Genomic DNA, 22,043 nt, shown 5'->3' with positions numbered 1-22,043 from the left:
TCATGAGGACGATCCTTTACGCGTCGATCACCCCCGACGGCCGTCTTCACCGCGCCGAAGGCGGCCACCGCATTCCACCCGCCATCCTCATGGATTTCCTGGCCGGGGCCCGCGAGGCGGGCAATCTCATCATGGGCCGTGGGACCTTCTCGCTCATGGCCGGTCCGCAGGAGCTCGCCGGCCTCGACGTCGTCGTGCTGTCGAGACGGCGGCAGGACCTCGAGGGAGCGCATGTGGCCGCTTCCCCGGCCGAGGCGCTGCGCCACCTCGAAGCCCGCGGGCACGGCACGGCGCTCCTTTCGGGTGGCGCCGCGACGTACGCCGCGTTTCTGAAGGAGGGGCTGGTGGATGAGGTCCGGCTCAACCTCCTGCCGTCCGATGGCGCGCCCGTCCGCCTGCTGCGGGCGCGCAACCTGAGCGACGGCACCTTGCAGGTGGCCGCTGCGGTCAGCAGAGCCTGAACCGCGAGGTCCGGCCCCGCAGCGCGGCAGGCGCGCCAAGCGGCCGACCTTATGCCGCGGCTCGGGTACGGCAGGGCCGCTCACCCGGCGGGGGGGGGGGGGGGGCCCCCCCCCCCCCCCCCCCCGCCGCCGGGGGGGGGGGGGTGGGGTTGGGGGGGGGTGTTGAGCGACCCCTGGTTGGGGCGCGGGGGCGCCCACCCGCGCGGGGCCGCCCCCCGGCGCCCCCATTTCGGGCGGGGTGTGGGTTCGGGGCCCCCGCCCCCGGGGGGGGGGGCGGCCCCCCCCGCCCCCCCCCCCCGCCGGCGCTCTAGCGGGTATTGAAGGTGTAGTCGGTGAAGTTCTTTCCGCCAGGATGATAGGCAGTCGAGGTCCCGCCGGACGGGGCCCAGTTGCCATGGACCGTGTCGCAGTTGTGGCCGGGGCCGCACCACTTACCGACGATCCGCCACTGGGTCTGACCGGGGCGCTGGTTCACGCAGCCCGCGACGCGGACGTGGGTGCTGGAAGCACGAGGGGTTTCCCAGCAGGCCAGGTCGGCCGTGATGTCCCTGGTACTGGCGCCGGCACCGGCTCCGAAACCGGTGGTCAGGACCGTGGCGAGGGCGGCGACGGCGGCGGCCCTGGGAAGAAGCTTGCGGTGGCGAGCGGACAGTGAGCGGGGGACTTGCATGAACATCTCCTTCGATCCCATGCCGATTTCGGCAGGACCGGGCCGGCCTTGCCTCCGTCGGCGCGACAGGACTCCCGCGGGACGCCGTCGACGGCGGGCACGAGCCCACCGCGGCCATCCCGAGGTCACACCGGTCTGGTGTGACCAGGTCCATCGCCGTGATCATTACGGGCCCGGCTCACCGCCCGCTCACCGCGCGCTCACCAGCTCGGCGTCGTGATCACCCTCCTCCACCGAGGCCCCCTGGGGTGAGCGGACGGCTGGTTCGGTTTGGCGAAAACGGTCCCGGCCGTGCTACACGCACGTTTCGCCGCTCCGGCCGGTGATCCGGCGGCGGGCTCTTCTCACGGTGGGCGATGACCGTGAGCTTCCAGCCGGCCTGAGAAGGTCTGGCGGATCATCGCCCGCGGGTGACGCCCAGAGAACCCGGCAGATCCGCTCCACGCCGAAGGTGGCGCGGTTGCCGATGGGGGGCTCACTTCACCTTCCGAGCGATGGAGGCGGCTGCCCGACGCAAGATCTCGCGCTTCAGCTGCCCTTCTTCTCTGCCTTCAGCGGCCGCTGGTTCTGGGCCCGTGGCCGGGCCAACTCCTCAGCCGGACTCTGCCCGCCTGCGGGCTCCCATGAGCCGTTTGGGCGCCGCTGACCAGAGAAAAAGGGCCGTGCCCGGTGGCGGCCCGGCACGGCCCTTTTGTTCGCCGGTGAACGCCCGTTACCGCGGCGTCCGGCGAGCTGTGCGGTCGTCACGGCGGCGAGCCGGTGAGGTGGACGACCGTGTCCCTGGAATGTCCCCAGCCCCGTACGGCGGATGGGGCTGGGGCGGCTTGCCGTAACGACAAGGGCGAAACGAGAGGTCAGTGGGCGGCGGCGAACTGCTCCTCTTCGGTGGAGCCCTTCAGGGCGGTCGTGGAGGAGTCGGGCGCGATCGCGGTGCTGACCAGGTCGAAGTAGCCGGTGCCGACCTCGCGCTGATGGCGGGTGGCGGTGTAGCCGCGGGTCTCGGCCGCGAACTCGGCCTCCTGCAGCTCCACGTACGCCGTCATGCCGTCGGCCGCGTAGCCCTGGGCGAGGTCGAACATGCTGTAGTTCAGCGAGTGGAAGCCCGCCAGCGTGATGAACTGGAACTTGTACCCCATGTGCCCGAGCTCGCGCTGGAACTTGGCGATCGTGGAGTCGTCGAGGTGCTTCTTCCAGTTGAAGGACGGCGAGCAGTTGTAGGCGAGCATCTGGTCCGGGTACTCGGCCTTGACCGCCTCGGCGAACTCGCGGGCGACGTCGAGGTCGGGCGTGCCGGTCTCCATCCAGAGCAGGTCGGAGTGGGGCGCGTAGGCCAGGCCGCGGGCGATGCAGGCCTGCACGCCGTTGCGCACCCGGTAGAAGCCCTCCGCGGTACGGTCCCCGGTGGTGAACCGCTGGTCGCGCGGGTCCACGTCGCTGGTCAGGAGCGTCGCGGCCTGTGCGTCGGTCCGCGCGATGATCAGGGACGGGACGCCGGCCACGTCGGCGGCCAGGCGCGCGGCGTTGAGCGTCTTGATGTGCTGGCCGGTGGGGATGAGCACCTTGCCGCCCAGGTGGCCGCACTTCTTCTCGGAGGCGAGCTGGTCCTCCCAGTGCACGCCCGCGGCGCCGGCGGCGATCATGCCCTTCATCAGCTCGAAGGCGTTGAGCACGCCACCGAAGCCGGCCTCGGCGTCGGCCACGATCGGCGCCAGCCAGTGCGGGGCCTCGATGCCCTCCGACCAGGTGATCTGGTCGGCGCGCAGGAGCGCGTTGTTGATGCGGCGCACGACGGCGGGCACGGAGTTGGCCGGGTACAGCGACTGGTCGGGGTACGTCTGTCCGCCCAGGTTGGCGTCGGCGGCGACCTGCCAGCCGGACAGGTAGATCGCCTGCAGTCCGGCCTTCACCTGCTGGACGGCCTGGTTGCCGGTCAGCGCGCCGAGGGCGTGGACGTAGTCCTCGGAGTGCAGCAGGTTCCACAGCCGCTCGGCGCCGAGCCGCGCCAGCGTGTGCTCCTCCTGGACCGATCCGCGCAGCCGGATCACGTCGTCGGCGCCGTAGGTGCGCTCGACGCCCGCCCAGCGGGGGTTGTTCTCCCAGTCCTGCCGCAGCTCCTCAGCCGCTCCCTTGAGGCGATCGTTCATGTTCGCTCCTTATGTCGTCCCCTGGGTGCTTGCTGCTGAGTCTGTGCCCCGCCGTACCCCTTCCATAGAGGTTTTTCTCAGCGAAGAACGCACAGATTTCTGATAGAGAAAATACTGAGGCGTATTCGATGCAGAAAAATTCGCGAAGTTTTCCTTTGGCCTAGACCAATCGCGGGGCGCCGGGATCCGGGGCGGGAACCCCTAGAAGAACGGGCGTTTTTCTGTCTAAGCTCAGCCCATGGCCTCGCTGGTGCGCGAAGAACCGCTGTCTTTGACTCAGGAGCTCGATCTCCTCGCTTTCGGGCAACGGCTCCGTCACCTGCGCAAACAACGCGGCCTCACGCTCTCCGACCTCGGCGAGCGCGTCAGCCGGGCCCCCAGCCAGCTCTCCCTGCTGGAGAACGGCAAGCGCGAGCCCAAGCTGTCGCTGCTCAAGTCCCTGGCCGCCGCGCTCGGCGTACCCGTCGAGGAACTGCTGCGCCGTCAGGCCCCCAACCGGCGCGCCCAGCTGGAGATCCAGCTGGAGGAGGCGCAGCGCGACCCCATCTACGCCGGTCTCGGTCTGCCGCGGCTGAAGGTCTCCGCGCGCGTACCCAATGACGTGCTCGAACACCTCCTCGGCCTGTACGGCGAGCTGCGCGCCCGCCAGGCGAGGGGCACGGCGACGCCGGAGGAGGCCCGAGCCGCCAACGCCGAGCTCAGGCGCCGCCAGCGGGAGCTGGGCAACTACTTCCCCGAGATCGAGAAGTCGGCGGCCGAGGCGCTGTCGGCCGTCGGGTACCGCACCGGCGCCCTGTCACAGTCGCTCATCCAGGCCCTCGTCACCCATCTCGGCTACACGGTTCACACCGCCCAGGACCTGCCCCGATCGGTACGCTCCATCACCGACCTCCGCAACCGCCGCATCTACGTCAAACACGAGCAGCTCGGCATGCACAGCCCGCGCACGATCCTGCTGCAGACCCTGGGCCACCTCGCGCTGGGTCACGACAAGCCGCGCGACTTCGCCGACTTCCTGCGCCAGCGCACCGAGGCCAACTACTTCGCCGCCGCCGTCCTGGTCCCCGAGCGGGCGGCGGCGCCGTTCCTGCTGGAGGCCAAGCAGGACCGGGCCCTGTCGGTGGAGGACCTGCGCGACGTGTTCGCCGTCTCCTACGAGATGGCCGCCCACCGCTTCACCAACCTGGCCACCCACCACCTCGACCTGGTCTGCCACTTCGTCCGCAACGACGCCGGCGGCATCATCTACAAGGCCTACGAGAACGACGGCATCGTCTTCCCCGCCGACGAGCAGGGCGCCATCGAGGGGCAGCGCATGTGCCAGCAGTGGTCGGGACGGCAGGTGTTCCTGTCGCCGGACCGCTTCTCGGTCTTCTACCAGTACTCCGACTCGCCGACCGGGACCTTCTTCTGCGTCGCGCACGTGGATCCCTCGCGGGAGCGGGACTTCGCCATCACGCTCGGCGTGCCGTACCGGGAGTCGCGCTGGTTCCGCGGCCGGGAGACGACCAGCCGCACCAAGTCCAACTGCCCGAACGGCGACTGCTGCCGCCGCCCGCCCGCCGAGCTGGCCGAACGCTGGGAGGGCTACGCCTGGCCGTCGGCTCGGGCCAACTCCCACGTGCTGGCCGCGCTGCCGCCCGGTTCGTTCCCGGGCGTGGACGAGGCCGACGTCTTCACTTTCCTGGAACGGCACGCCGCGCCGTAAAGCCGATCGATAGCGCTCCCCGATACCGTCACGCCGTTCTGTTTCGCCGTGAATGGAGTGTTTCGTGAAGCGTGTCGCTCTTGCCGGACTCGTGGTCGCCGCCGGTCTCGTGTCCTCCTCGCCCGCCACGGCCGACGCCGGAGGGCCCAGGTACGGCTGCGCGGTCGGGGACATCTGCTTCTACGAGGACGCGGGGCTGACCAGGAAGATCTCGACGGGGCAGACGGGGAACTGGGAGGGCTCCGGCACCTACGGCGCGACCCGGGCGGTCTTCAACAACGGGACCATGGGCGGCTTCGACCATGTGAACCTGACGATCCGCTACTCCTGGAACGGCGAGCTGCGCGAGCAGACGATCTGCGTCCACGTCGCCGAGCCCCGCAAGGTGTCGGCCGGGATCACCCGGTTCGATTTCCCCCTCGACCCGATCAAGGTCCAGTGGGTGCCGGCCAACACCGTGGGCTGCGACGTCTGACGGGCCTGCCGCCCTGGGGGGCTTTGCCGGAAATCGTGCGCCTTAAGCTGGTAGGCGTGTGGTCGACGGGGGAGGGGTCGCGTGCTGCCTGAGGTGGAGTCCTGGTGGCGTCGCCGTACCTTCTCCGCGTCCGACTGGCCCCTGGGGCGCCTGATCGAGGCGAAGGGCGGCACGTCCATCAGCGTCGTCCTGCCGGCCCGCGACGAGCGCGAGACCGTCGGTGAGATCGTCGGCGTCCTGCTGCGCGAACTGCCCGATCTGGTGGACGAGGTGGTGGTGATCGACTCGCGCTCCACCGACGACACCGCCGTGGTCGCCGCGCGGGCGGGCGCCGCCGTACACGCGCAGGATGAGATTCTGCCGGCGCTCAAGCCGCTGGACGGCAAGGGCGAGGCGCTGTGGAAGTCGCTGGCGGTGACCTCCGGCGACCTCGTCGCGTTCGTGGACTCCGACATCCGCAACTTCCAGTCCTCCCTGGTCACCGGGCTGCTCGGGCCGCTGCTCGCCCACCCCGGCCTCGCGTACGTGAAGGGCTGCTACGACCGCCCCCTGCGCGGCGCGCCGACCGGCGGCGGGCGCGTCACCGAGCTCGTCGCCCGCCCCCTGCTGAACCTGCACTGGCCGGAGCTGGCCGGGTTCATGCAGCCGCTGGCCGGGGAGTACGCGGGGCGCAGGAGCGCGCTGGAACGCGTGCCCTTCATCACCGGGTACGGCGTGGAACTGGGCCTGCTGATCGACCTGCTGTCGCTGGCCGGTCTGGACGCGCTCGCCCAGGTGGACCTCGGCGCCCGCGAGCACTCCCACCAGTCGACGGAGGCGCTGGGCGCGATGGCCTCCCAGATCATGCTCGCCGCCTGGTCACGACTGGAACGCGAGTCCAAGATCCAGGCGGCGCACGAGCCGTCGACCCGCCTGACCCAGTTCCGCCGCACCCGCACCGGCCACCACACGGCCGACCGCGACGTCACCATCTCCGAACGCCCGCCCATCCTCACCGTGGACGGCTACCGCCCCTGAGTCCCGGCTCCGGGGAGGGCGGCGGCGACGAACGCGGCCACGTGCTCGCGCATGTCCTTGTGCGCCGAGGCCTCCTCGCCCAGCATGATCCGGGCCAGCTGCGGCAGCATGGCCGGCAGCAGCGCCAGCCCCGTGAGCAGGAACATCGTCCTGGCCGTGCCGGTGGAGGGCGCCTGTCCGAGGCCCTCGGCCAGGGAGGCGTTCTTGCGCGCGCACCGCTCGACCCTGACCTCCTGGCCGGCCAGCAGGTCCTGCCCCCGGTAGTTGAGCGCCTCCCACATCAGCAGCCGCACGAGCTGGGGATGTTCGGCGTAGTAGGCCGACAGCCGGTCCACGTACGCGGCCGGGTCCGCGCCGGGCAGGGCGATCTGGGTGGTCAGCTCGTCGAGCGCCTCGGTGATGACGGCGTCGAAGAGCTTCTCCTTGTTCCCGAAATGCCCATAGATCCGCTCTTTGTTGACCCCGGCCCGCTCGGCGATGCGATCGACGCGCGCCCCCGCGATGCCGTACGCCGCGAACTCCTCCCGCGCCGCGTCCAGCAGGGCGGCCCGGGTGGCGGTGGTTGAGACGTTGGGTGCCATGCCCGGCATCCTACAACATCCAACTGGTTGGTTGACATCCAACTAGTTGGTTGGCTACGGTCCGGTCCCATGACTCTTCTCGGCACCTCACCGGAGGCGGCGGCCGAGCCCGCGCCCCGGCGTTACGCCCCCTTCGCCCCCACCGTGACCGCCTTCACCCTTGCCGCCATCCTGGTCAGCGGCCAGCTCTACATCGTCATCCCCCTGCTCCACGACATGGCCACCGCCTGGAGCACCACCACCGCGTCCCTGGCCTGGCTGGTGACCGCCTTCGCCATCGGCTACGGCATCGGCTTCCTGCTGTTCGGCCCGCTGTCCGACCGCCTCGGCCGCCGCAGGCTCCTCCTGTACGGCCTGCCGATCGCCGCCCTGGCCACCGCCGCCGTCACCCTGAGCCCCTCCCCGGAGGCGGCCGTGGCCCTGCGCCTCGTCCAGGGCGTAGCCGTGGCCACCTTCCCCCCGGCGGCCCTGGCCTACCTGGCCGAACGCGTGGACCCGAGACGCCGGGCCATCGCGATCTCCGCGGTGACCGCCGCCTTCCTGGTCTCCGCCGTACTCCTGCAGGTCGGCGCCCAGCTCCTCGTCCCCCTGACCGGCTGGCGCGCCCCCTTCCTCGTCTCCGCCGCCGGACTGGCCCTGTCCATGCCGGTCATCCGCGCGATCATGCTCCCCGACGCCCCACGCCCCGCCGCGGCCTCCATCCTGGGTGCCTACCGAGCGCTGCCCGGCCTCCTGTTCCACCGCGCCCTGCTCCCGCGCTACCTGGCCACCCTCATCCTCATGATCGGCTTCGTGGCCGTCTACACCGCACTCCAGCTCTACGGCGTCACCACCTCCCCCTCCGAACTCCTCGCCCTGCGCGCCGCCGGCCTGCCCGCGATCGTCCTGATCCCGATCCTCATGCCCTGGCTGAGCCGCGTGCCCGCGCCGGCCCGAGCCGTCACCTTCCTGGTGACGGCCGCCGCGTCGGTTGCCGCGGTGGCCGTCACCACCCCCTCCTCCACCTGGCTCGCCATCCTCCTGGCCCTGTACGTGGCCGCGATCGCCGGTGCCCTCCCCGGCCTGAACGAAGCCATCTCCGCCGCCGCCGGCCCCGCCCGCGGCAGCGCCCTCGCCCTGTTCTCCTTCGCCCTGGCGGCCGGCGGCGCCATCGGCCCCCAGATGGCCGCCGCCTTCCCTTCCTTCACCCCTCTCCTGTACGGCGTGGCCGTCACCATGACCCTCGCCGCCCTGGCCGTGGTGGCCTCCACCCGCACCACCCACCCCGGTTGACCCCACCCTCACCCCGATCCCCGCGCCCGCCCCCGATCGCCTGCCCGGACACCTCCCACACCGCCCAAGGGCCCCGCACCCCCCCCGGCACCCCCGGCACCCCCGGCACCCCCGGCACCCCCGGCACCCCCGGCACCCCCCGCACCCCCCGCACCCCCCGCACCCCATGCTCCGTTGGTCCCGCGCCCCGGCCCAGGTCGACTTCAAGGGCCCAACATTGTGCGCTTGTGATTGGACAACTACTGTCAAGAGAGGAGGGAAGGAGGATTCATGGTCGACCAGGTCCGTCCCATCGTTCTCTTGCTCGCCCGCATAGCCATAGGTGCGATCTTCCTCGTCCACGGGTTGGTCAAGTTCACCGGCGGCATAGGCGGCACCACCGCCTTCTTCGAACAGATAGGCATACCTCTGCCAGGACTGGCCGCGCCCGTGGTCGCCGTCGTGGAGGTATTGGGCGGCGCCGCGCTGATCCTCGGCGCCGGACTGCCGATAGCGGGCGTTCTCCTCGCGCTGGACATGCTCGGCGCGGCGGTGTTCGTGCACTTCGCCAATGGTTTCTTCGTCGACAAGGGCGGCTTCGAGTTCGTCCTGGCCCTGGCCGCCGGCGCCCTGGCCGTCGGCTTCACCGGTGGCGGCGCGCTGGCCCTCGACAGCCTGTGGCAGCGGGGCCGTACCACCACGACCGCCGGGCCGGGCGCCCCCGCGGCCTAAGGGTGGCGGGGGAGCAGGCCGCCCACGGTGACGTCCGGGCGCTCGACGCGGGCGTCCGGTAAGAGAGCGGAGGCGTCCAGGCCGGCGTGGTTCAGCGCTCGGCCGAGTGGGTTCAGGGGCTTCAGGAGGGGTTCGCACTGGGCCGGGGGCGTGCCCATCGAGTACGCCAGCGAGCACAACCACATCGCCAGGTCGTCGCTCTGGCCGTTGAGGTCGATGCGGGCGCGGAACGTCCCCGAGCGCGGGTCGTAGGCCTGGTTGGCGTTGTTCACGGCCAGCGGGGCGGTCTGGAGGAACGTCTCGATCGAGGCGCGCTGCCGTACCAGGAGCTTGGTGATGTGGGCGAGGTCGCGGGTGTTCGCGGTGATCTCGGCGCGGTTGTCGTCGACGAAGCCGGCGACCTGGGTGAGCGTGCGGGACAGGCCCTTGAAGACGGCGCGCAGCTCGTCGCGCTCGGCGTTGAGCCGGCCCGAGGCGACGGCCAGGTCGCGCATGAACGCGCGCACGTGCGCGTCGTCCTCGGCCAAAGTGCCGGTGATCAGGGCGAGGTCGCGGATGGTCTGGGAGAACTCATCGCGATGGCCCGCCAGCGCCGCGGCGGCGTCGGACAGACCGCGCACGCTCGCCCCGACGGTCGCGCCCTGGCCGCCGAAGGTGTCGGCGGAGACCTTCAGCAGACGCGACAGCGAGCCGTCCGCGTTCGCGCCGTCGGGGCCGAGGGCCCTGGTCAGCGTGTTGAAGCTGCGCAGCGCCTCGTCGATCTCGACGGGCGTCCGTCCCGCGGCGAGGGTCGCGCCGTCCCGCAGAACCGCACCTCCCGTGTACGGCGGAGCCAGCTGGACATACCGATCGGCCACCACCGACCTGGCCACGATGGCGGCCTGCGCGTCCGCGGGCACCTTGTGGCCGGCGTCGTAGGCCAGATCCACCCGCACCCGGTCGCCGACCGGCGTCACGGCCGTCACCTCGCCCACCTTCACGCCCAGGATCCGCACGTCGGAACCGGGATACAGGCCCACGACCCGCTCGAAGCGCACACTCACCCGGACGGTGGACGCGGGCTGGAGCAGCAGGAAGCCGGCCGCGCCCAGGAGGGCGGCCAGGAGGGCGGCGAGCCAGCGGTTCATGGGGGGCTTTCGACGGGGGTGGGTTGGTGAGCGAAAGGCTACCGAGGGTGACTGACATTCGCGGGGGCTTTCCGGCCTGGCGGCGCTGGCTACCGGCCGGTAGGGTGTTACCGGCGGTAACTTTTCGGCCTGGGGGATCCGTGGGCGGGTGCGCGTGCCTGTTCCGGACATGCGGGCATTCGGCATCCATGCGGCTACGCCGTACCGGGAAATCTCAGGGAGCAGCGAGATGAGCGGCTTTTGTCCGGAGCTCAGTGGTGATGTGCGCGAAGTGCGGGATTGGGTGCGGACCTTCGCCCGCGACGTCATCCGCCCCGCCGGCGCCGAATGGGACGAACGCGAGGAAACCCCGTGGCCCGTCATCCAGGAAGCCGCCAAGATCGGGCTGTACTCGCTGGACTTCTTCGCCACCCAATGGTTCGAGGAGAGCGGGCTGGCGCTGCCGGTCGCGTTCGAGGAGATCTTCTGGGGCGATGCCGGGATCGGCCTGTCGATCGTCGGGACCGGGCTGGCCGCCGCCGCGCTCTCCTCGAACGGCACACCCGAGCAGATGGGGGAGTGGCTGCCCCAGATGTTCGGCACCGAGAACGACGTCAAGCTGGGCGCCTTCTGCGCCTCGGAGCCCGACGCCGGCTCCGACGTCGGCGCCATCCGCACCCGCGCCGAACGCGACCCCTCCGGCGACTGGATCCTGAACGGCGTCAAAACCTGGGCCACCAACGGCGGCATCGCCAACGTCCACGTCGTCGTCGCCTCCGTGGACCCGGCGCTGGGGACCCGCGGCCAGGCCTCGTTCGTCATCCCGCCAGGAACACCAGGCCTGTCCATGGGCCAGAAGTTCAAGAAGCACGGCATCCGCGCCTCGCACACCGCCGAGGTGGTCCTCGATCAGGTACGCCTGCCCGCCGCCTGCCTGCTCGGCGGGCAGGAGAAGCTGGAGTCCCGCCTGGCCCGCGTCCGCAACGGCGAGCGCTCGGGCGAACAGGCCGCGATGCGCACCTTCGAGACCACCCGCCCGTCCGTGGCCGCGATGGCGGTGGGCATCGCCCGCGCCGGCTACGAGTACGCCCGCGACTACGCCACGGAACGCGAGCAGTTCGGCCGCAAGATCGGCGAGAACCAGGCGATCGCCTTCCTCCTCGCCGACATGGCGACCCGCGTGGACATGGCCAGGCTGCTCACCTGGAGGGCGGCCTGGATGGCGCGCAACGGGCGGCAGTTCGAGCAGGCGGAGGGGTCGATGTCGAAGCTGGTGGCGGGCGAGACGGCGGTGTGGGTGACCGAGCAGGCCATCCAGATCCTGGGCGGGGCCGGGTACACACGCGACCACCCGGTGGAGCGCTTCCACCGCGACGCCAAGATCTACACCATCTTCGAGGGCACGTCGGAAATCCAGCGCCTGATCATCGGTCGGGCGGTCACCGGGCTGCCCGTGCGATGACGTTTTGGCACGTCAAGGGCCATATCTGGCGATCATCGAGATGATCGTTTCGGGTGCCCGGGTCGCGTGTCCCTGATTATCGTCGCGGCCGTCGTTCGCCGGTTATTCCTGGTTCGTCCCCGTCGCTTCCGGGCCCGGTGCTCGGTTGTGATCGGTTTTTGCGATACCCCGTAGTGGTATGGCGATGGAGAACGCGCTGATGGCGAGTTTGTTAGATGGTCGAACTCACCTTTTCGGTCCGGATTTGGTGATGGGTTTCTGCTGGCCGACTTGCCATTCCGTCCATTTTTGGGTGGATTTGAGATGCCCGTGCGTGGGCGGGTGATGCGGCGGCTCGTGGGGCGCCATGACCGATGGTAGGGGCTGCTCGCATATGCCTTGGGGGACCACGTGATCGGCAGCGAGCCGGCCACTCGCGGCGTATGGTGCGCGGACATGGCAACGCGTCGGATCGGACGTTGTGGGCGATAATCCGTTGGGGCTCGTCCTTGGAGCGCTGGTTCATGGGGCGTCTTGTGGAGCTGGATAGAGCTTATGTAGGTAGCGGGCTTCCGCGGCGTCGAGGTCTGGGCGGAGTGCTTCGTCGAATGTCTTTCTCAGGGCGTGGAGCTCTGGAGTGGGCCCACGGGTTGCGGTGGCGAGCACCGCTGCGATCGGTGCGGAAAGCAGGAGGGACTGCCAGCTCAGGTAGAGGGCCACGTGCTCGAGGTAGAACGCGTTCAGTCTGTCGAGCAGGGTGTAGCCGAGCAGTTGGTCCAGCCACCGGTCCATGTAGGTTGACGGGTCAAGCACGGTTTTGATGTCGACCAGGGTCCATCCGATGACGATGTCCGCCTTCGCGAAGCCGGGGGCGAGTACGGGGGCCAAAACGACGCGCTTCCCCAGTTGGGAAAGTGGTCGACGGCCGTAGCGCAGGTAGTTGGCCCAGAGGTGGGCTAACCCGTTGAGAGCTGGCTCATCTTGTCGTTGCTGGCTGTGGAGCTGCATGAAGAATGCGCGGCGGCTCCGGGCGGCGCTGCTGCCTTCCAGGGCATGATCCACGTCGTTCATCAGGGCCGCGTTGAGGCAGGCGTCTAAAGCAGCGTGTTGCAGGTCGTCGCCCTCAGCGGGGTTCGTGAGTCGTGTCCAGTCCATCAGGAGCGGGTCTGTGGTGTGGCTGTCTGGCAGGTGGTCGTAGGTGACGGGATGGAAGCCGGCGCCGCGCAAGAGTGCGGCGTAGTCGTCCGCAGGGAGAAACGAGAGGAGATCTCTGTGCCCGGGCTTGTCAGCTAGATCCAGGCCGATGCGCAGCTCGATGGCCAGTGCGACGGTGCTGCGCCAAGTGTCGATCGCTATCCCCGCCGAGGGTGCTGCGTGGAGTTCGTGACGCCACTGCTGGCTGATGAGATGACGCTCGGGCAGGTGCGTGTCGAGAAAGGTGCATAGCCGACTCGTTGGATCCGCGATCTGGTTGGTTAGCGACATGCCCCTCCCAAGCCGTCCGGTCTCCTTTCCTACCCCGCCCGCTCGGCCTACTGTCAACTCAGATGTTGCGTAGTCGTTAGAGCCGTCCTTCCGGCGACCGCGCTGTCGAGCGATGGACTACTCCTTGGAAGCCGCGATCCCATAGTGAAGACCGACGTGAGAAGCTTGAGAGGGCGACCGGACGCGATGCGTGCGTCGTCTCGACCAACAGCCGGCTGGCCATGGCTGATGACCTGTTGAGGATGTCTCGACACCGCCATAGCGGCCAAAGTGTCAGTTGCGACATCTACCGTTGATCTCCCGCAGTAAGTTGCCAGGAGAGTCAACCTAGGGTCGTGATCCCCCGCGAGAACCATGTCCGGGACTACCTTGCGCAGCGCCTTCACGTTCTTGAGCCCGGACTCCGCCTCGTCAAGAAGGAGTACACCCTCACGAACTCGCAGGGAACGGGCGGAAGGATCGACATCCTCGCCCGCGACCGGCACCAGATGTGGGTGGTGATCGAGCTCAAGCGCTCAAATCAGTCTGCGCGCGAAGCTACACAAGAGATCGCGAAGTATGTCGAACTACTCCGACAAGAGAAGCGACTGCCCGTCGACCGCATCCGCGTCATGGTGATGGCTCTCGAACCCCAATGGCGTGAGCTGTTGGCGCCGATCAGCAACTTCGCCCGGGACCGGAAACACGACCTGCGCGGCTACGTTCTGAACATCACCGACGATGGGTGTCCGATCGATGCCCGAGTCATCGACCTTCTTCTCGAACCACTCGATCAAAAGATCACACCTGTCCATGTCATCTACTTGTTCCGAGACCCAGCACGCCGCGGTCCCTGCTGGAACAAAGCAATCAAACTTGCCGCCGAGGCTGAACCGCCCCGGCTTTGATGGAGAGCTCAGGGGTTGATTCCAACGAGGTCGTTGGGCTGCTGTTGAGCGTGGTAGAGGGCTTCGTACTCCTTCGGCGGGATGTCGTCGATCGAGGAGTGCAGGCGGGTCGTGTTGAACCATTCAACCCATTCGGCGGTGGCCAGTTCCACGTCGGGCAAGCTGCGCCAGGGCCCGCGAGGTTTGATCAGCTCGGTCTTGGAGAGGCCGATCTGCGATTCCATCAGGGCGTTGTCGAGCGCGTCGCCGACCGTGCCGATGGAGGCGTCGATGCCGGCGATCATCAGGTGGGCGGTGAAGCGGAAACAGGTGTATTGCTCAGGTTCAAACCGGTCGTCGCAACACCGCAGCTCAGCAGCAAGTCTAGATGCTCGCTGAAAGCTTCAGCTGGTGTTCTCCATCCGAGGGTCTTGCGGGGCCTGGTGTTGAGCGCGAACGCGACAGCAGCCAGTTCCTCGGCCGTCCATCGTGACAGGTCGTCCTGTTCTCTGCTGTCGTGGCTAACGGGACAGAGGCGAGAGCCCGGCTGAGGGACAGACCTATTGCGAGTTGACGGCTCAGCAGGCTTCTATCAAGTCACTCCCAGCCAGGACTCTCGCCCCGTGGACCGTTGTGGACAGATCAACGGAAAGCCTTGCGGCACGTGTTCTCCGAGTCACTCAACGGTCCAACCGGAGCCTCTCCCGTCGGACCAGCCCCGCGCACCCCACTGTGCCCAATAGGTGTTCTCGTTGGTGCCGCGCTGCAAGGGGCTATGGGGGTCTGCGAAGTAGACCTGCACGCCGTGTCTATGCGCAGTTGAGCATGTTGGGCCAGTTCTGTCCCTCGGTCCCAGGTCAGCGACCTGCGCAGCTGCTCGGGCAACCCGGTGATCTCTTTGGTGATGGCGTCCCGCACGGCTTCGGCGCCACGGCCGGCCAGCGCCGGGCCGTTCTTCACCCGTTCCTGAATGCCGAAGCCCTCCATCCGGGGCAGGTGCAACAGCAGGGTGAACCGCGTCGTGCGCTCCACCAGCGTGCCGACCGCCGACCTGCCGGTGCCGATGATGAGGTCACCCTCCCAATGGCCAGGAACAGCGCGGTCCTCCACCTCGGCAGGCCGCTGACTGATCGCCACGTCCGGGGTGACATGGCCGCGGTCCCGACGCTGGCTGCGGGCGCGCGGGACCCGCAGCGCACGCCCAGTGCGTAGGCAGGCGACCAGCTCGCGGTTGAGCGCTCCGCGGCCTTGGACGAACAGGGCCTGGTAGATCGCCTCGTGCGAGATACGCATGGACTCATCATCGGGGAAGTCCACCTGGAGCCGGTTAGAGATCTGCTCAGGACTCCACGACAGCGCCCACCGGCGGTCCTGATGCCGAGGCTTGTTGCGGCCCTTCCAGGCCGAGGGTCGCGGACCTGCCACCGGCTTGCCGTCCGGACCCTGGAGCTGACCCGCCAGCCGGTCCTGCACATACTCCCGGAGCCGAGCAGTGGCTACCAGTTTCGGCGTCTTGGGGCGCCGCGCCATCAGCTCGGCCTTCCACTGCGCGATCGATGCCCGGTACTCCAGACGGCCACCTCGCGTGGCGGCGTTACGCCGCAGTTCACGCGAGATGGTCGAGGGCGACCGGCCCAGACATCGCGCGATCTCGCGAACCCCCATGTGCTGAGCCTTGAGCAGGGCGATCTCCTCCCGCTCGGCGAACGACAGGTACCTGCCTGATGGCGGACTGAGTTCGATCAACGGCATGCCGCCACCCTCGCGGAACCACCGAGACCCGACCGGCCCCGACACGCCGCAGGCCAGGGCGGCATCTTCGCTGGTCAACCCCTCGGCGATCTTCATCCAAAACGCCCGCTCCACGTCCTTGCGGATCGGAGGCCGTCCTGGTGACCGCATCGCCGGCCGCCCCGTGCGTGTCGTCATCCACCCTGCTGGTCTGCCCATGCAACACCTCCGGATCAAGGTGTTGCGACGACCAGTTGAGTCCGCCTTTGGCTGCCCGCGTCCGAGTGATGAACCAGGCCGGGCCCGCGAGACGTTCGGTGCGCTCGCGCCATAACGCCATGTCCAGGGCGTCCAGCACCAGGTCGGCGCGCTTGGACAGCGAGGACGTCCAGCCGACGATGGCACGGGAGCACACGTCGACGACGAAGGCGACGTAGACGATTGCGCACCAGGCGTGAACGTAGGTGAAGTCGGCGACCCAGACCGTGTTCGGCCGGGGGCGTGGTGAAGTCCCGCTTGACCAGGTCGGTTGCCCGCCGGTGGCTGGGATCGGCCATGGTGGTGCGGATCTTCTTGCCCCGGCGGGCTCCTTGCAGGCCCCGGGGTGCGCATCCGTCGCTCGACCGTGCACCGCGTGACCTGGTGGCCCTCGCGCAGCGGTTGCCGCCAGACTTTGCGGCTGCCGTAGACGCCGTAGTTGGTGGTGTGGATGCGTCTGATGTGGTTGTCCAGCTCGGCGTCGCGGATCGCTCGGGCCGATGGCGGCCTGTTCTTGGCGGCGTAGTAGGTGCTGGGTGAGATGGCAAGGCCGTGCTCGGTCAGCACATGGCAGATCGGCTCGACACCGAACACGTCGGCGTGCTGGTCGATGAAGGTCACGAGTGCGTGTGTGGCCGGTCGAGCTCGGCCGCGAAGAAGGCCGACTTAGATTCAAAGAGTCAAGGCAACACATTGGGCCGGGGTTCGGTAGCCGAGGCACTTGCGGGGTCGGTGGTTCAGTCGGGCGGCCAGGGCGTCGAGGTCGACTTGGCTGTACAGGCTCAGGTCGGTGCCTTTCGGTAGGTATTGCCGGATCAGTTTGTTTGTGTTCTCGTTGGTGCCCCGCTGCCATGGGCTGCGCGGTGCCGCGAAGAAGACGTCGACGCCGGTCGCTTCGGTCAGCAGGCGGTGGCCGGCGAGTTCCATGCCGCGGTCCCTGGTCAGGGTGCTGCGCAGGCGAGCATCCATCCGTGAGAGCGCCTGCTGCAGGGCGGGGATGACCGTCGTGGTGTGACGGCTGGGGAGCGCGACCATGGTCAGGTAGCGGGACTTGCGGTCGACCAGCGTCGCGACCTGGCTGTTCTTGGCTCCGACGATGAGATCGCCTTCCAGATGGCCCAGCTTGGCTGATCCGCATGAGCGGGTTGCCGGCGTGCATCAGCCCCAGATGTCCCACGATCTGCTCCGGCGACCACTCGTGGTCGAGCAGGTCGATCACCAACTGGCGCAGCACCGGGTTGTCCTGCAGGGCAGAGGGTTTGGGGCGGCGTGCCTGCTCGTGAGCGCGTTGCTCGGCGGCGACCGCACGGTACTTCACCCGGCCGCCGTTGCGGGCTACCTCCCGGCTCACCGTGGATGCCGGGCGGCCGATCGACACGGCGAACGAACGGAATGAGGCGCCAGCCTCCAGGCCGCGCGAGATCGATTCCCGCTCCTCGGCGCTCAACCGGTCGGCCCGGCGCACCCGCTCGGCTGGTGCGATGCTGCCATGGTGCTTCAGCACCGTGAACACCGACCCCGGGGGCTTGCCAGGGCCCGGGAGATCACGCTGATGGACTCACCAGCGCGCCACCGCCGCCACAGGTCCTCCTTCATCGCATCCGACATTCCCGGCCGACCCATCCGAGCCACGATCCACCCATCCACCAGCAGCGTTGCGTTGATCGTCTGAATCTAAGGTGGCCCGCTTGAGGATGTCGACGTCTTCGCGCAGTCGTCGGTTCTCCCTCCGCAGGGCCGCCAGTTGCTCACGCTCGCTGCCGGTGAGCCCATCACGCGCACCGGTGTTGACCTCGGCCTGCCGGATCCAGTCGCGCACCGCGGTCTCAGTCAGATCGAAGTCCTTGGCCACCTGGCCGACCGAGCGGTCACCACCGCTGGCACAACTCGACGATCTCAGCCTTGAACTCCCGAGTGAACGAGCGGCGAGGGCGCGGTTTCTTCTTCCCCATGCTCTCCATCATGGACATCCTTCCGGGGACGAACCCCTGATCTCGGATGTCCGTCAAACCGGATCAAGCCCAGGGAGGGGGCGCATCTGGCGCAGGAGAGTAGCTCGTTGATGCGGCTGCGCGCCGTTCTCGCTGGAGGGCATAGCGGGTGAGTCCGCGGTGCTCCCGATCTCGTGCCGACCGCCGAAGCAGGTGAGCCCCCAGCCGTAGGCCAGGAGCGTCCGGGGCTCGATGCTCCGTGTTAGCAGTTCATCAACGCCGAAATGATGCATTTGGCCGCTGTCTGCCTGATGGCCGTGGCCCGACCTCACGGCGTTCGTCGAGCCCCGGTGCGCGTCCTGGAACAGGCCCATCAGATGGGCCCGTTCGGAAACTGCCCACGGGCCTGCGATGAGATCCATAGCAGGCCCGCGGACGGTGGTGCCCGGTGCCCGTTACTGCGTCTTAGGCGCATCCGGACTGCTCAGTTGGATGGGGAGCGCTCGAAATTCACCCCATTTGAGGATCGGGGACAGGTGCTTGACCGCCTCCGGCCCATGATCGTCGATCACGCTCTTGACTAGCCGGAGCGTTTTGAGCCGGACGACCATCAGGCAGACGGCCGACACAGGCATCGTTCCAGCCAAGACGAGAACGACCACATGCCAAAGAGAACCCAGCACTACGGCAACACCTCGACGAGGCCGCCATGACCTTGGCTCGAGTAAAGGCCGACGATCGGTAGAGGGGTGGCCGTTCGTCGCGTCGTATCTACTTAAGCCCAGGCGACAGCCAGCCTGCCATTCTGGAGATGGCGCTGCTCGAACCCTGACCGCCGCACACGTCTACTCGTTGTGGTTGCTCAGGCTGAGCCACAGGCGCCTACCCGACTCCATTTGGACCGGCATCAGCGGGTCTTTCTCTCGGGTTCCCGCAGCAGCAAGGCTGAGTGCTCGTCACTCTATGGTGCATTGACCGTCCCGTCCAAGAGATTTCTTCCGTAGTTGACCTTGAGCGGGCACGTCTCGCCCAAGGCCGACACGGGCCGTCACACAGCCGCCAGAAGTGACCTCTGCACCAGATCGCAACGACCGCCTGCTCTCCTGTAAGGCGGCGAAGACCGTGAGGGGCTCCTGTCAGCTCAATCGGTAGGAGAACCGAATTGAGCCCCCCTCCGTCCGGAAAGCTTCACGGCCCTTGCGGCTGAATGGGTTGGCTAGCCGCAGGATGCGAGGTTGTGGATCTTCGACCCGAAGAATCGCCAGGATACTCCACCGGTTGCTGCCCGCGTACTGCTGCGCTGCGCGGACCTCGCTTTCGCCGAGTTCGATCTGGCCACCATCACCCCGGGTGGCCTTCACCTCGAACATGAGGGGTTTGCTGCTTGAGCCGACGACGAAGTCGTAGCCAATGCTATCGTCGCCGGTGCTGCCGGCGAAGAGGTGGCGCCGGTTGGACGAGACCCAACTCTCCTCTGTCGCCTGGAAGTTGTGGCGGAGCCATTCATACGCGTACAGCTCGCCCATGAGACCGATCGCGTTCCGTTGCTCTTGGGACAGCTCCTGCCGGTCACCGATGTAGACGCCGCCATGTCCGCCACCGCGAGCACGGTGTGCGGCGGGCGGTTCTAGGTTCGCGAAGTGAAGGCCGCTGCGGATGATCGCCGGGTTCGTGGCTACCGCATCCTGGAGGGCGGTGAGCAGTCCTGAGTAGTCGCCGGAGGCAACGTTGATGTCTTCTCCGGCGACTGAGATCATCTGCCGCCGCCGGAGTGACTCCTGATGCAGTTTGTCCGCCTCAGTACGTCGGTCGTTCAGGTATTCATTCGTCATTCCGTGGGCGGCGGGCTCCAGGGACGCGGGTACACCCGGCGGCCAGTAGTCCAAGGTAGCCAACCAGGACACAACGTCGTCCTTGGTGAGGCGACGGAAGTCCAGTACGCCGGCGTCGTCCAGTAGCTCCGCCGTATCCCCGGTCAGAGCTGTCGGTACGGCACGCCCGGCGGCGCCGATCAGCGCCCTGATCTCAGGAAGCACGTTTCGGACAGTCATGGCGTTATCGCTGTTGAGGCGATCACGTGGGGGGAGGAGCGGTTCGTCGAGCATGGCTGGGGTGGGAAGCCGGTTCGTCATGCAGGTGTCGATGTGGGCGTCCACCAGGGCGACGTCGGCCTCCTCGATGGTCAGCGCCCAGATGGTGGAGGCGGTGATCCAGCGCAGGGAGCGGAGTTCTCGCCAGTCGGCTATCGGTCGGCCAGCGTCGAAGTCTGTCATGAACGCCCGCCGCAGGCGGTCGACCAGCTCGGATTTCCGCTGGTCAACGCGATTCCTGACGGCGTCTTCATGCGCGTCGCCACGATTGATCGGCTGGTAGCGAGGGCCGAGCGAAGAGAGAGTCCCGTTGAACTCGGCGAAGCCGAGCCCCGTGCGCTCACGTAGTTCGTTGATGTCACGGGCGGCACGCGCGATCCGGATCAGGTCAGTGGAGTTTGCGGGCAGGGTGTCGTCGTGCTCGGCGAGGAGGACCTGGAGTGCGGCGACGTCTACGGGACGAGGGATGAGCAGGTCTTCGGTGATCTCGGTGCCCAGCACGTGCACAAGTATTGGGTAGAGCCGCTCGATGATGCCGGCCAGTGAGCCATTGATCCGATTGACGGTCTCTCCGTACTGAGTGAGTTCGACGTCAAGGGCGGTGGCGAGGGCCTCGTCAGTGACCTCGCTGACATCACCCGATAGCTCCTTGAGCTGCAAGGCCATGGACTTGAGGTGATGGTGGAAATCCGGCCGGTCCAGCACGGACGCGATGGCGTAGCTGAGTTTGGCCATGCCATCCCAGCCAAAACTGTCCGTCAGGTGGGTGGGTGCGGCGATGAGCGGGCGGTCATCGCTGGGCAGCGGGAGGACTCCCGCCATACGTTCGGGAAGCGAGCAGGTCTCGTCGTCGAGTGTCACGACCAGAGACTCGTATCCGTGCAGGCGGATCCGCCGTGCGGCGGCGACCAGCGCCATAAGTTGTTGCTCCGTTGGCTTCACCAGTTGCTGCTCGGCCAGCACGCCAACCGCGTACGGGAACCAGGGGGCATGGTCGCGAAGAAGGAAACCGAGTGCGGTCAGCTCTGGATTGTGCCCGTCTATCCGTACTTTGGGGTCGGTGGTGCTCACCTGTTTGGCTCTACTGCCGCCGATCTTGCCGAGCAGGAAGGTTGCTAGGCGCGCTGCGCCGGGGACGACGAGCAGCGGTCTGGCCATGTTCCTGATGAACCGGATGGTGAGGTTGTCGCGCACCTCACTCACATAGATCAGGTCGTCCCTTGCGGTCAGCTCAGCCGGAACGACCGTGTCCAGCGATTCGCCGCGCTCGACCATCAGCGGAGAGTCGCGGAGTGGGTCCAGGACCGCGTCGGTGAAACCATGCTGATTCGAACGCTCAACCAGTTGCCGCCATGACCGCTGATTGGCACGCTCGATCGCCCCTCGATCATGAGGGTTGAGCCCTCCTGCCGCCACGAGCCGCCCGAGAGCGACGAGGGCGCGAACGCTGTCGTCTCGGTCGCCCCAGATGGGCATCCCGAATCCCCGGAGGCGAGATTGCACCATCCGGTTCCGCAGGAGCTCACGGAGTTTTAGGTCAGGAGAGGTGATCGGGACGAGTTCGTTCTCCCAGTCCTCGGGAATCAGCCACACATCAGCAGGGCGGGCGAACGTGATTGCCCGGTCGTGGCCGCGTGCGGGAAGCCACGGATAGTCGCGTAGGAATACTGCGGCAGGAGTCGGAAAGCTGATGACATCCTCCCTGCTTCCCGAGCCGCTGCTCCATCTGCACTCCAACTGCTCGTTCCTCCAGCGAGCGAGGCTCCGCAGAAGGAGACGGGCGAAGGCGTATCGGCTCGCTTCTGAGAACTCCGTGATCACACCCTGGCCCGGAATCCGGTAGGCATGGGTGCCCTGGTATGACGAACGCGGACGCCCTGGCGAGAGATACCGCTGCCGAATATCTGGCTCCCACTGCTTGGCTACCTGGGCAGGCAATCCTGCCCAATGGATGAAGCTACTGCTGCTCGGAGCATGGAGCCAGAGGTTCACTTTTGAATGGAGGGGGGCCAGCCCATCCCGAACGCCGATCGCGGACAGAAACTGCTGCCACTCGTCGCGGGCACCGCCGTTGCGGCCCACGAACGTCGTGGGCT

The 22,043-nt window shown here is 67.9% G+C and carries 16 protein-coding genes and 4 pseudogenes; 8 read left to right on the top strand and 12 right to left on the bottom strand.

Annotated elements, in window-relative coordinates:
• Positions 1-2: 2 nt before the first annotated feature.
• A complete protein-coding gene (locus ACIBKY_RS10825) occupies positions 3-461 on the top strand; it encodes a dihydrofolate reductase family protein (RefSeq protein WP_397096264.1) in 459 nt (152 codons plus the stop codon).
• 307 nt (positions 462-768) lie between these two features.
• Here ACIBKY_RS10825 and ACIBKY_RS10820 read toward each other — a convergent pair whose 3' ends face one another.
• Positions 769-1,131: a hypothetical protein gene (locus ACIBKY_RS10820; protein WP_397096262.1), complete on the bottom strand. Its 363-nt coding sequence runs from the start codon at positions 1,129-1,131 to the stop codon at positions 769-771.
• 854 nt (positions 1,132-1,985) lie between these two features.
• On the bottom strand, positions 1,986-3,275 hold the full coding sequence (aceA, locus tag ACIBKY_RS10815; RefSeq protein ID WP_397096260.1) for an isocitrate lyase: 1,290 nt from the start codon (positions 3,273-3,275) through the stop codon (positions 1,986-1,988).
• Positions 3,276-3,513: 238 nt separating this feature from the next.
• Between aceA and ACIBKY_RS10810 the strand changes: the two genes are divergently transcribed.
• From ACIBKY_RS10810 to ACIBKY_RS10800, 3 genes are all read left to right on the top strand, one after another.
• Positions 3,514-4,983 (top strand): helix-turn-helix domain-containing protein, encoded by a 1,470-nt coding sequence (locus ACIBKY_RS10810; protein WP_397096259.1) that lies wholly within the window; start codon positions 3,514-3,516, stop codon positions 4,981-4,983.
• 64 nt (positions 4,984-5,047) lie between these two features.
• Entirely contained in the window at positions 5,048-5,458 is a 411-nt protein-coding gene (locus ACIBKY_RS10805) for a hypothetical protein (RefSeq protein ID WP_397096257.1), read from the top strand.
• An 81-nt stretch (positions 5,459-5,539) separates the two neighbouring features.
• Positions 5,540-6,475, top strand: coding sequence for a glucosyl-3-phosphoglycerate synthase (locus tag ACIBKY_RS10800; RefSeq protein ID WP_397096256.1), 936 nt, complete (start codon positions 5,540-5,542; stop codon positions 6,473-6,475).
• Here ACIBKY_RS10800 and ACIBKY_RS10795 read toward each other — a convergent pair.
• Entirely contained in the window at positions 6,463-7,056 is a 594-nt protein-coding gene (locus tag ACIBKY_RS10795) for a TetR/AcrR family transcriptional regulator (protein WP_397096254.1), read from the bottom strand. The two genes, ACIBKY_RS10800 and ACIBKY_RS10795, sit on opposite strands and share 13 nt — an antisense overlap.
• A 69-nt stretch (positions 7,057-7,125) precedes the next feature.
• Between ACIBKY_RS10795 and ACIBKY_RS10790 the strand changes: the two genes are divergently transcribed.
• Together ACIBKY_RS10790 and ACIBKY_RS10785 are read left to right on the top strand one after the other, a co-directional pair.
• Positions 7,126-8,328, top strand: a complete 1,203-nt coding sequence (locus ACIBKY_RS10790; RefSeq protein WP_397096252.1) for an MFS transporter — start codon at positions 7,126-7,128, stop codon at positions 8,326-8,328.
• Between the two features lie 270 nt (positions 8,329-8,598).
• Entirely contained in the window at positions 8,599-9,039 is a 441-nt protein-coding gene (locus ACIBKY_RS10785; RefSeq protein WP_397096251.1) for a DoxX family protein, read from the top strand.
• Here ACIBKY_RS10785 and ACIBKY_RS10780 read toward each other — a convergent pair.
• Positions 9,036-10,166 carry an MCE family protein gene (locus ACIBKY_RS10780; RefSeq protein WP_397096250.1) on the bottom strand — a complete coding sequence of 377 codons (1,131 nt, stop codon included), beginning with the start codon at positions 10,164-10,166 and terminating at the stop codon, positions 9,036-9,038. The genes ACIBKY_RS10785 and ACIBKY_RS10780 overlap by 4 nt on opposite strands.
• Positions 10,167-10,395: 229 nt before the next feature.
• Here ACIBKY_RS10780 and ACIBKY_RS10775 point away from each other — a divergent pair, with 229 nt between their 5' ends.
• Positions 10,396-11,607 (top strand): acyl-CoA dehydrogenase family protein, encoded by a 1,212-nt coding sequence (locus ACIBKY_RS10775; RefSeq protein ID WP_397096248.1) that lies wholly within the window; start codon positions 10,396-10,398, stop codon positions 11,605-11,607.
• A gap of 501 nt (positions 11,608-12,108) precedes the next feature.
• On the opposite strand, the gene ACIBKY_RS10770 is transcribed toward ACIBKY_RS10775, so the two are convergent.
• Entirely contained in the window at positions 12,109-13,071 is a 963-nt protein-coding gene (locus tag ACIBKY_RS10770; protein ID WP_397096247.1) for a hypothetical protein, read from the bottom strand.
• A 335-nt stretch (positions 13,072-13,406) separates the two neighbouring features.
• Here ACIBKY_RS10770 and ACIBKY_RS10765 point away from each other — a divergent pair, with 335 nt between their 5' ends.
• On the top strand, positions 13,407-13,958 hold the full coding sequence (locus tag ACIBKY_RS10765) for an endonuclease NucS domain-containing protein (RefSeq protein ID WP_397096246.1): 552 nt from the start codon (positions 13,407-13,409) through the stop codon (positions 13,956-13,958).
• Positions 13,959-13,966: 8 nt separating this feature from the next.
• Here the strand turns inward: ACIBKY_RS10765 and ACIBKY_RS10760 are convergent, their stop codons facing one another.
• The 7 genes and pseudogenes from ACIBKY_RS10760 to ACIBKY_RS10730 form a co-directional block, all read right to left on the bottom strand.
• Entirely contained in the window at positions 13,967-14,242 is a 276-nt protein-coding gene (locus ACIBKY_RS10760; RefSeq protein ID WP_397096244.1) for an integrase core domain-containing protein, read from the bottom strand.
• 437 nt (positions 14,243-14,679) lie between these two features.
• Positions 14,680-15,866: pseudogene (locus tag ACIBKY_RS10755) on the bottom strand (IS30 family transposase); the annotation flags it as partial.
• Positions 15,867-15,996: 130 nt separating this feature from the next.
• Positions 15,997-16,155, bottom strand: a pseudogene (locus ACIBKY_RS10750) (DDE-type integrase/transposase/recombinase); the annotation flags it as partial.
• Between the two features lie 128 nt (positions 16,156-16,283).
• Positions 16,284-16,493: pseudogene (locus ACIBKY_RS10745) on the bottom strand (IS3 family transposase); the annotation flags it as partial.
• 105 nt (positions 16,494-16,598) lie between these two features.
• Positions 16,599-17,039, bottom strand: coding sequence for an IS30 family transposase (locus ACIBKY_RS10740; protein WP_397096868.1), 441 nt, complete (start codon positions 17,037-17,039; stop codon positions 16,599-16,601).
• 271 nt (positions 17,040-17,310) lie between these two features.
• Positions 17,311-17,391, bottom strand: a pseudogene (locus ACIBKY_RS10735) (hypothetical protein); the annotation flags it as partial.
• Positions 17,392-17,484: 93 nt separating this feature from the next.
• The gene (locus tag ACIBKY_RS10730; RefSeq protein ID WP_397096867.1) at positions 17,485-17,826 is read right to left on the bottom strand and encodes a transposase; all 342 of its coding nucleotides are present in this window, start codon (positions 17,824-17,826) and stop codon (positions 17,485-17,487) included.
• Positions 17,827-22,043: the final 4,217 nt, after the last annotated feature.

It is taken from the genome of Nonomuraea sp. NPDC050394 (assembly GCF_044459065.1).
Classification (GTDB): domain Bacteria; phylum Actinomycetota; class Actinomycetes; order Streptosporangiales; family Streptosporangiaceae; genus Nonomuraea.
The sequence above is the reverse complement of the archived record's forward strand: the minus strand, read 5'-3'. Positions and strand labels throughout refer to the sequence as shown.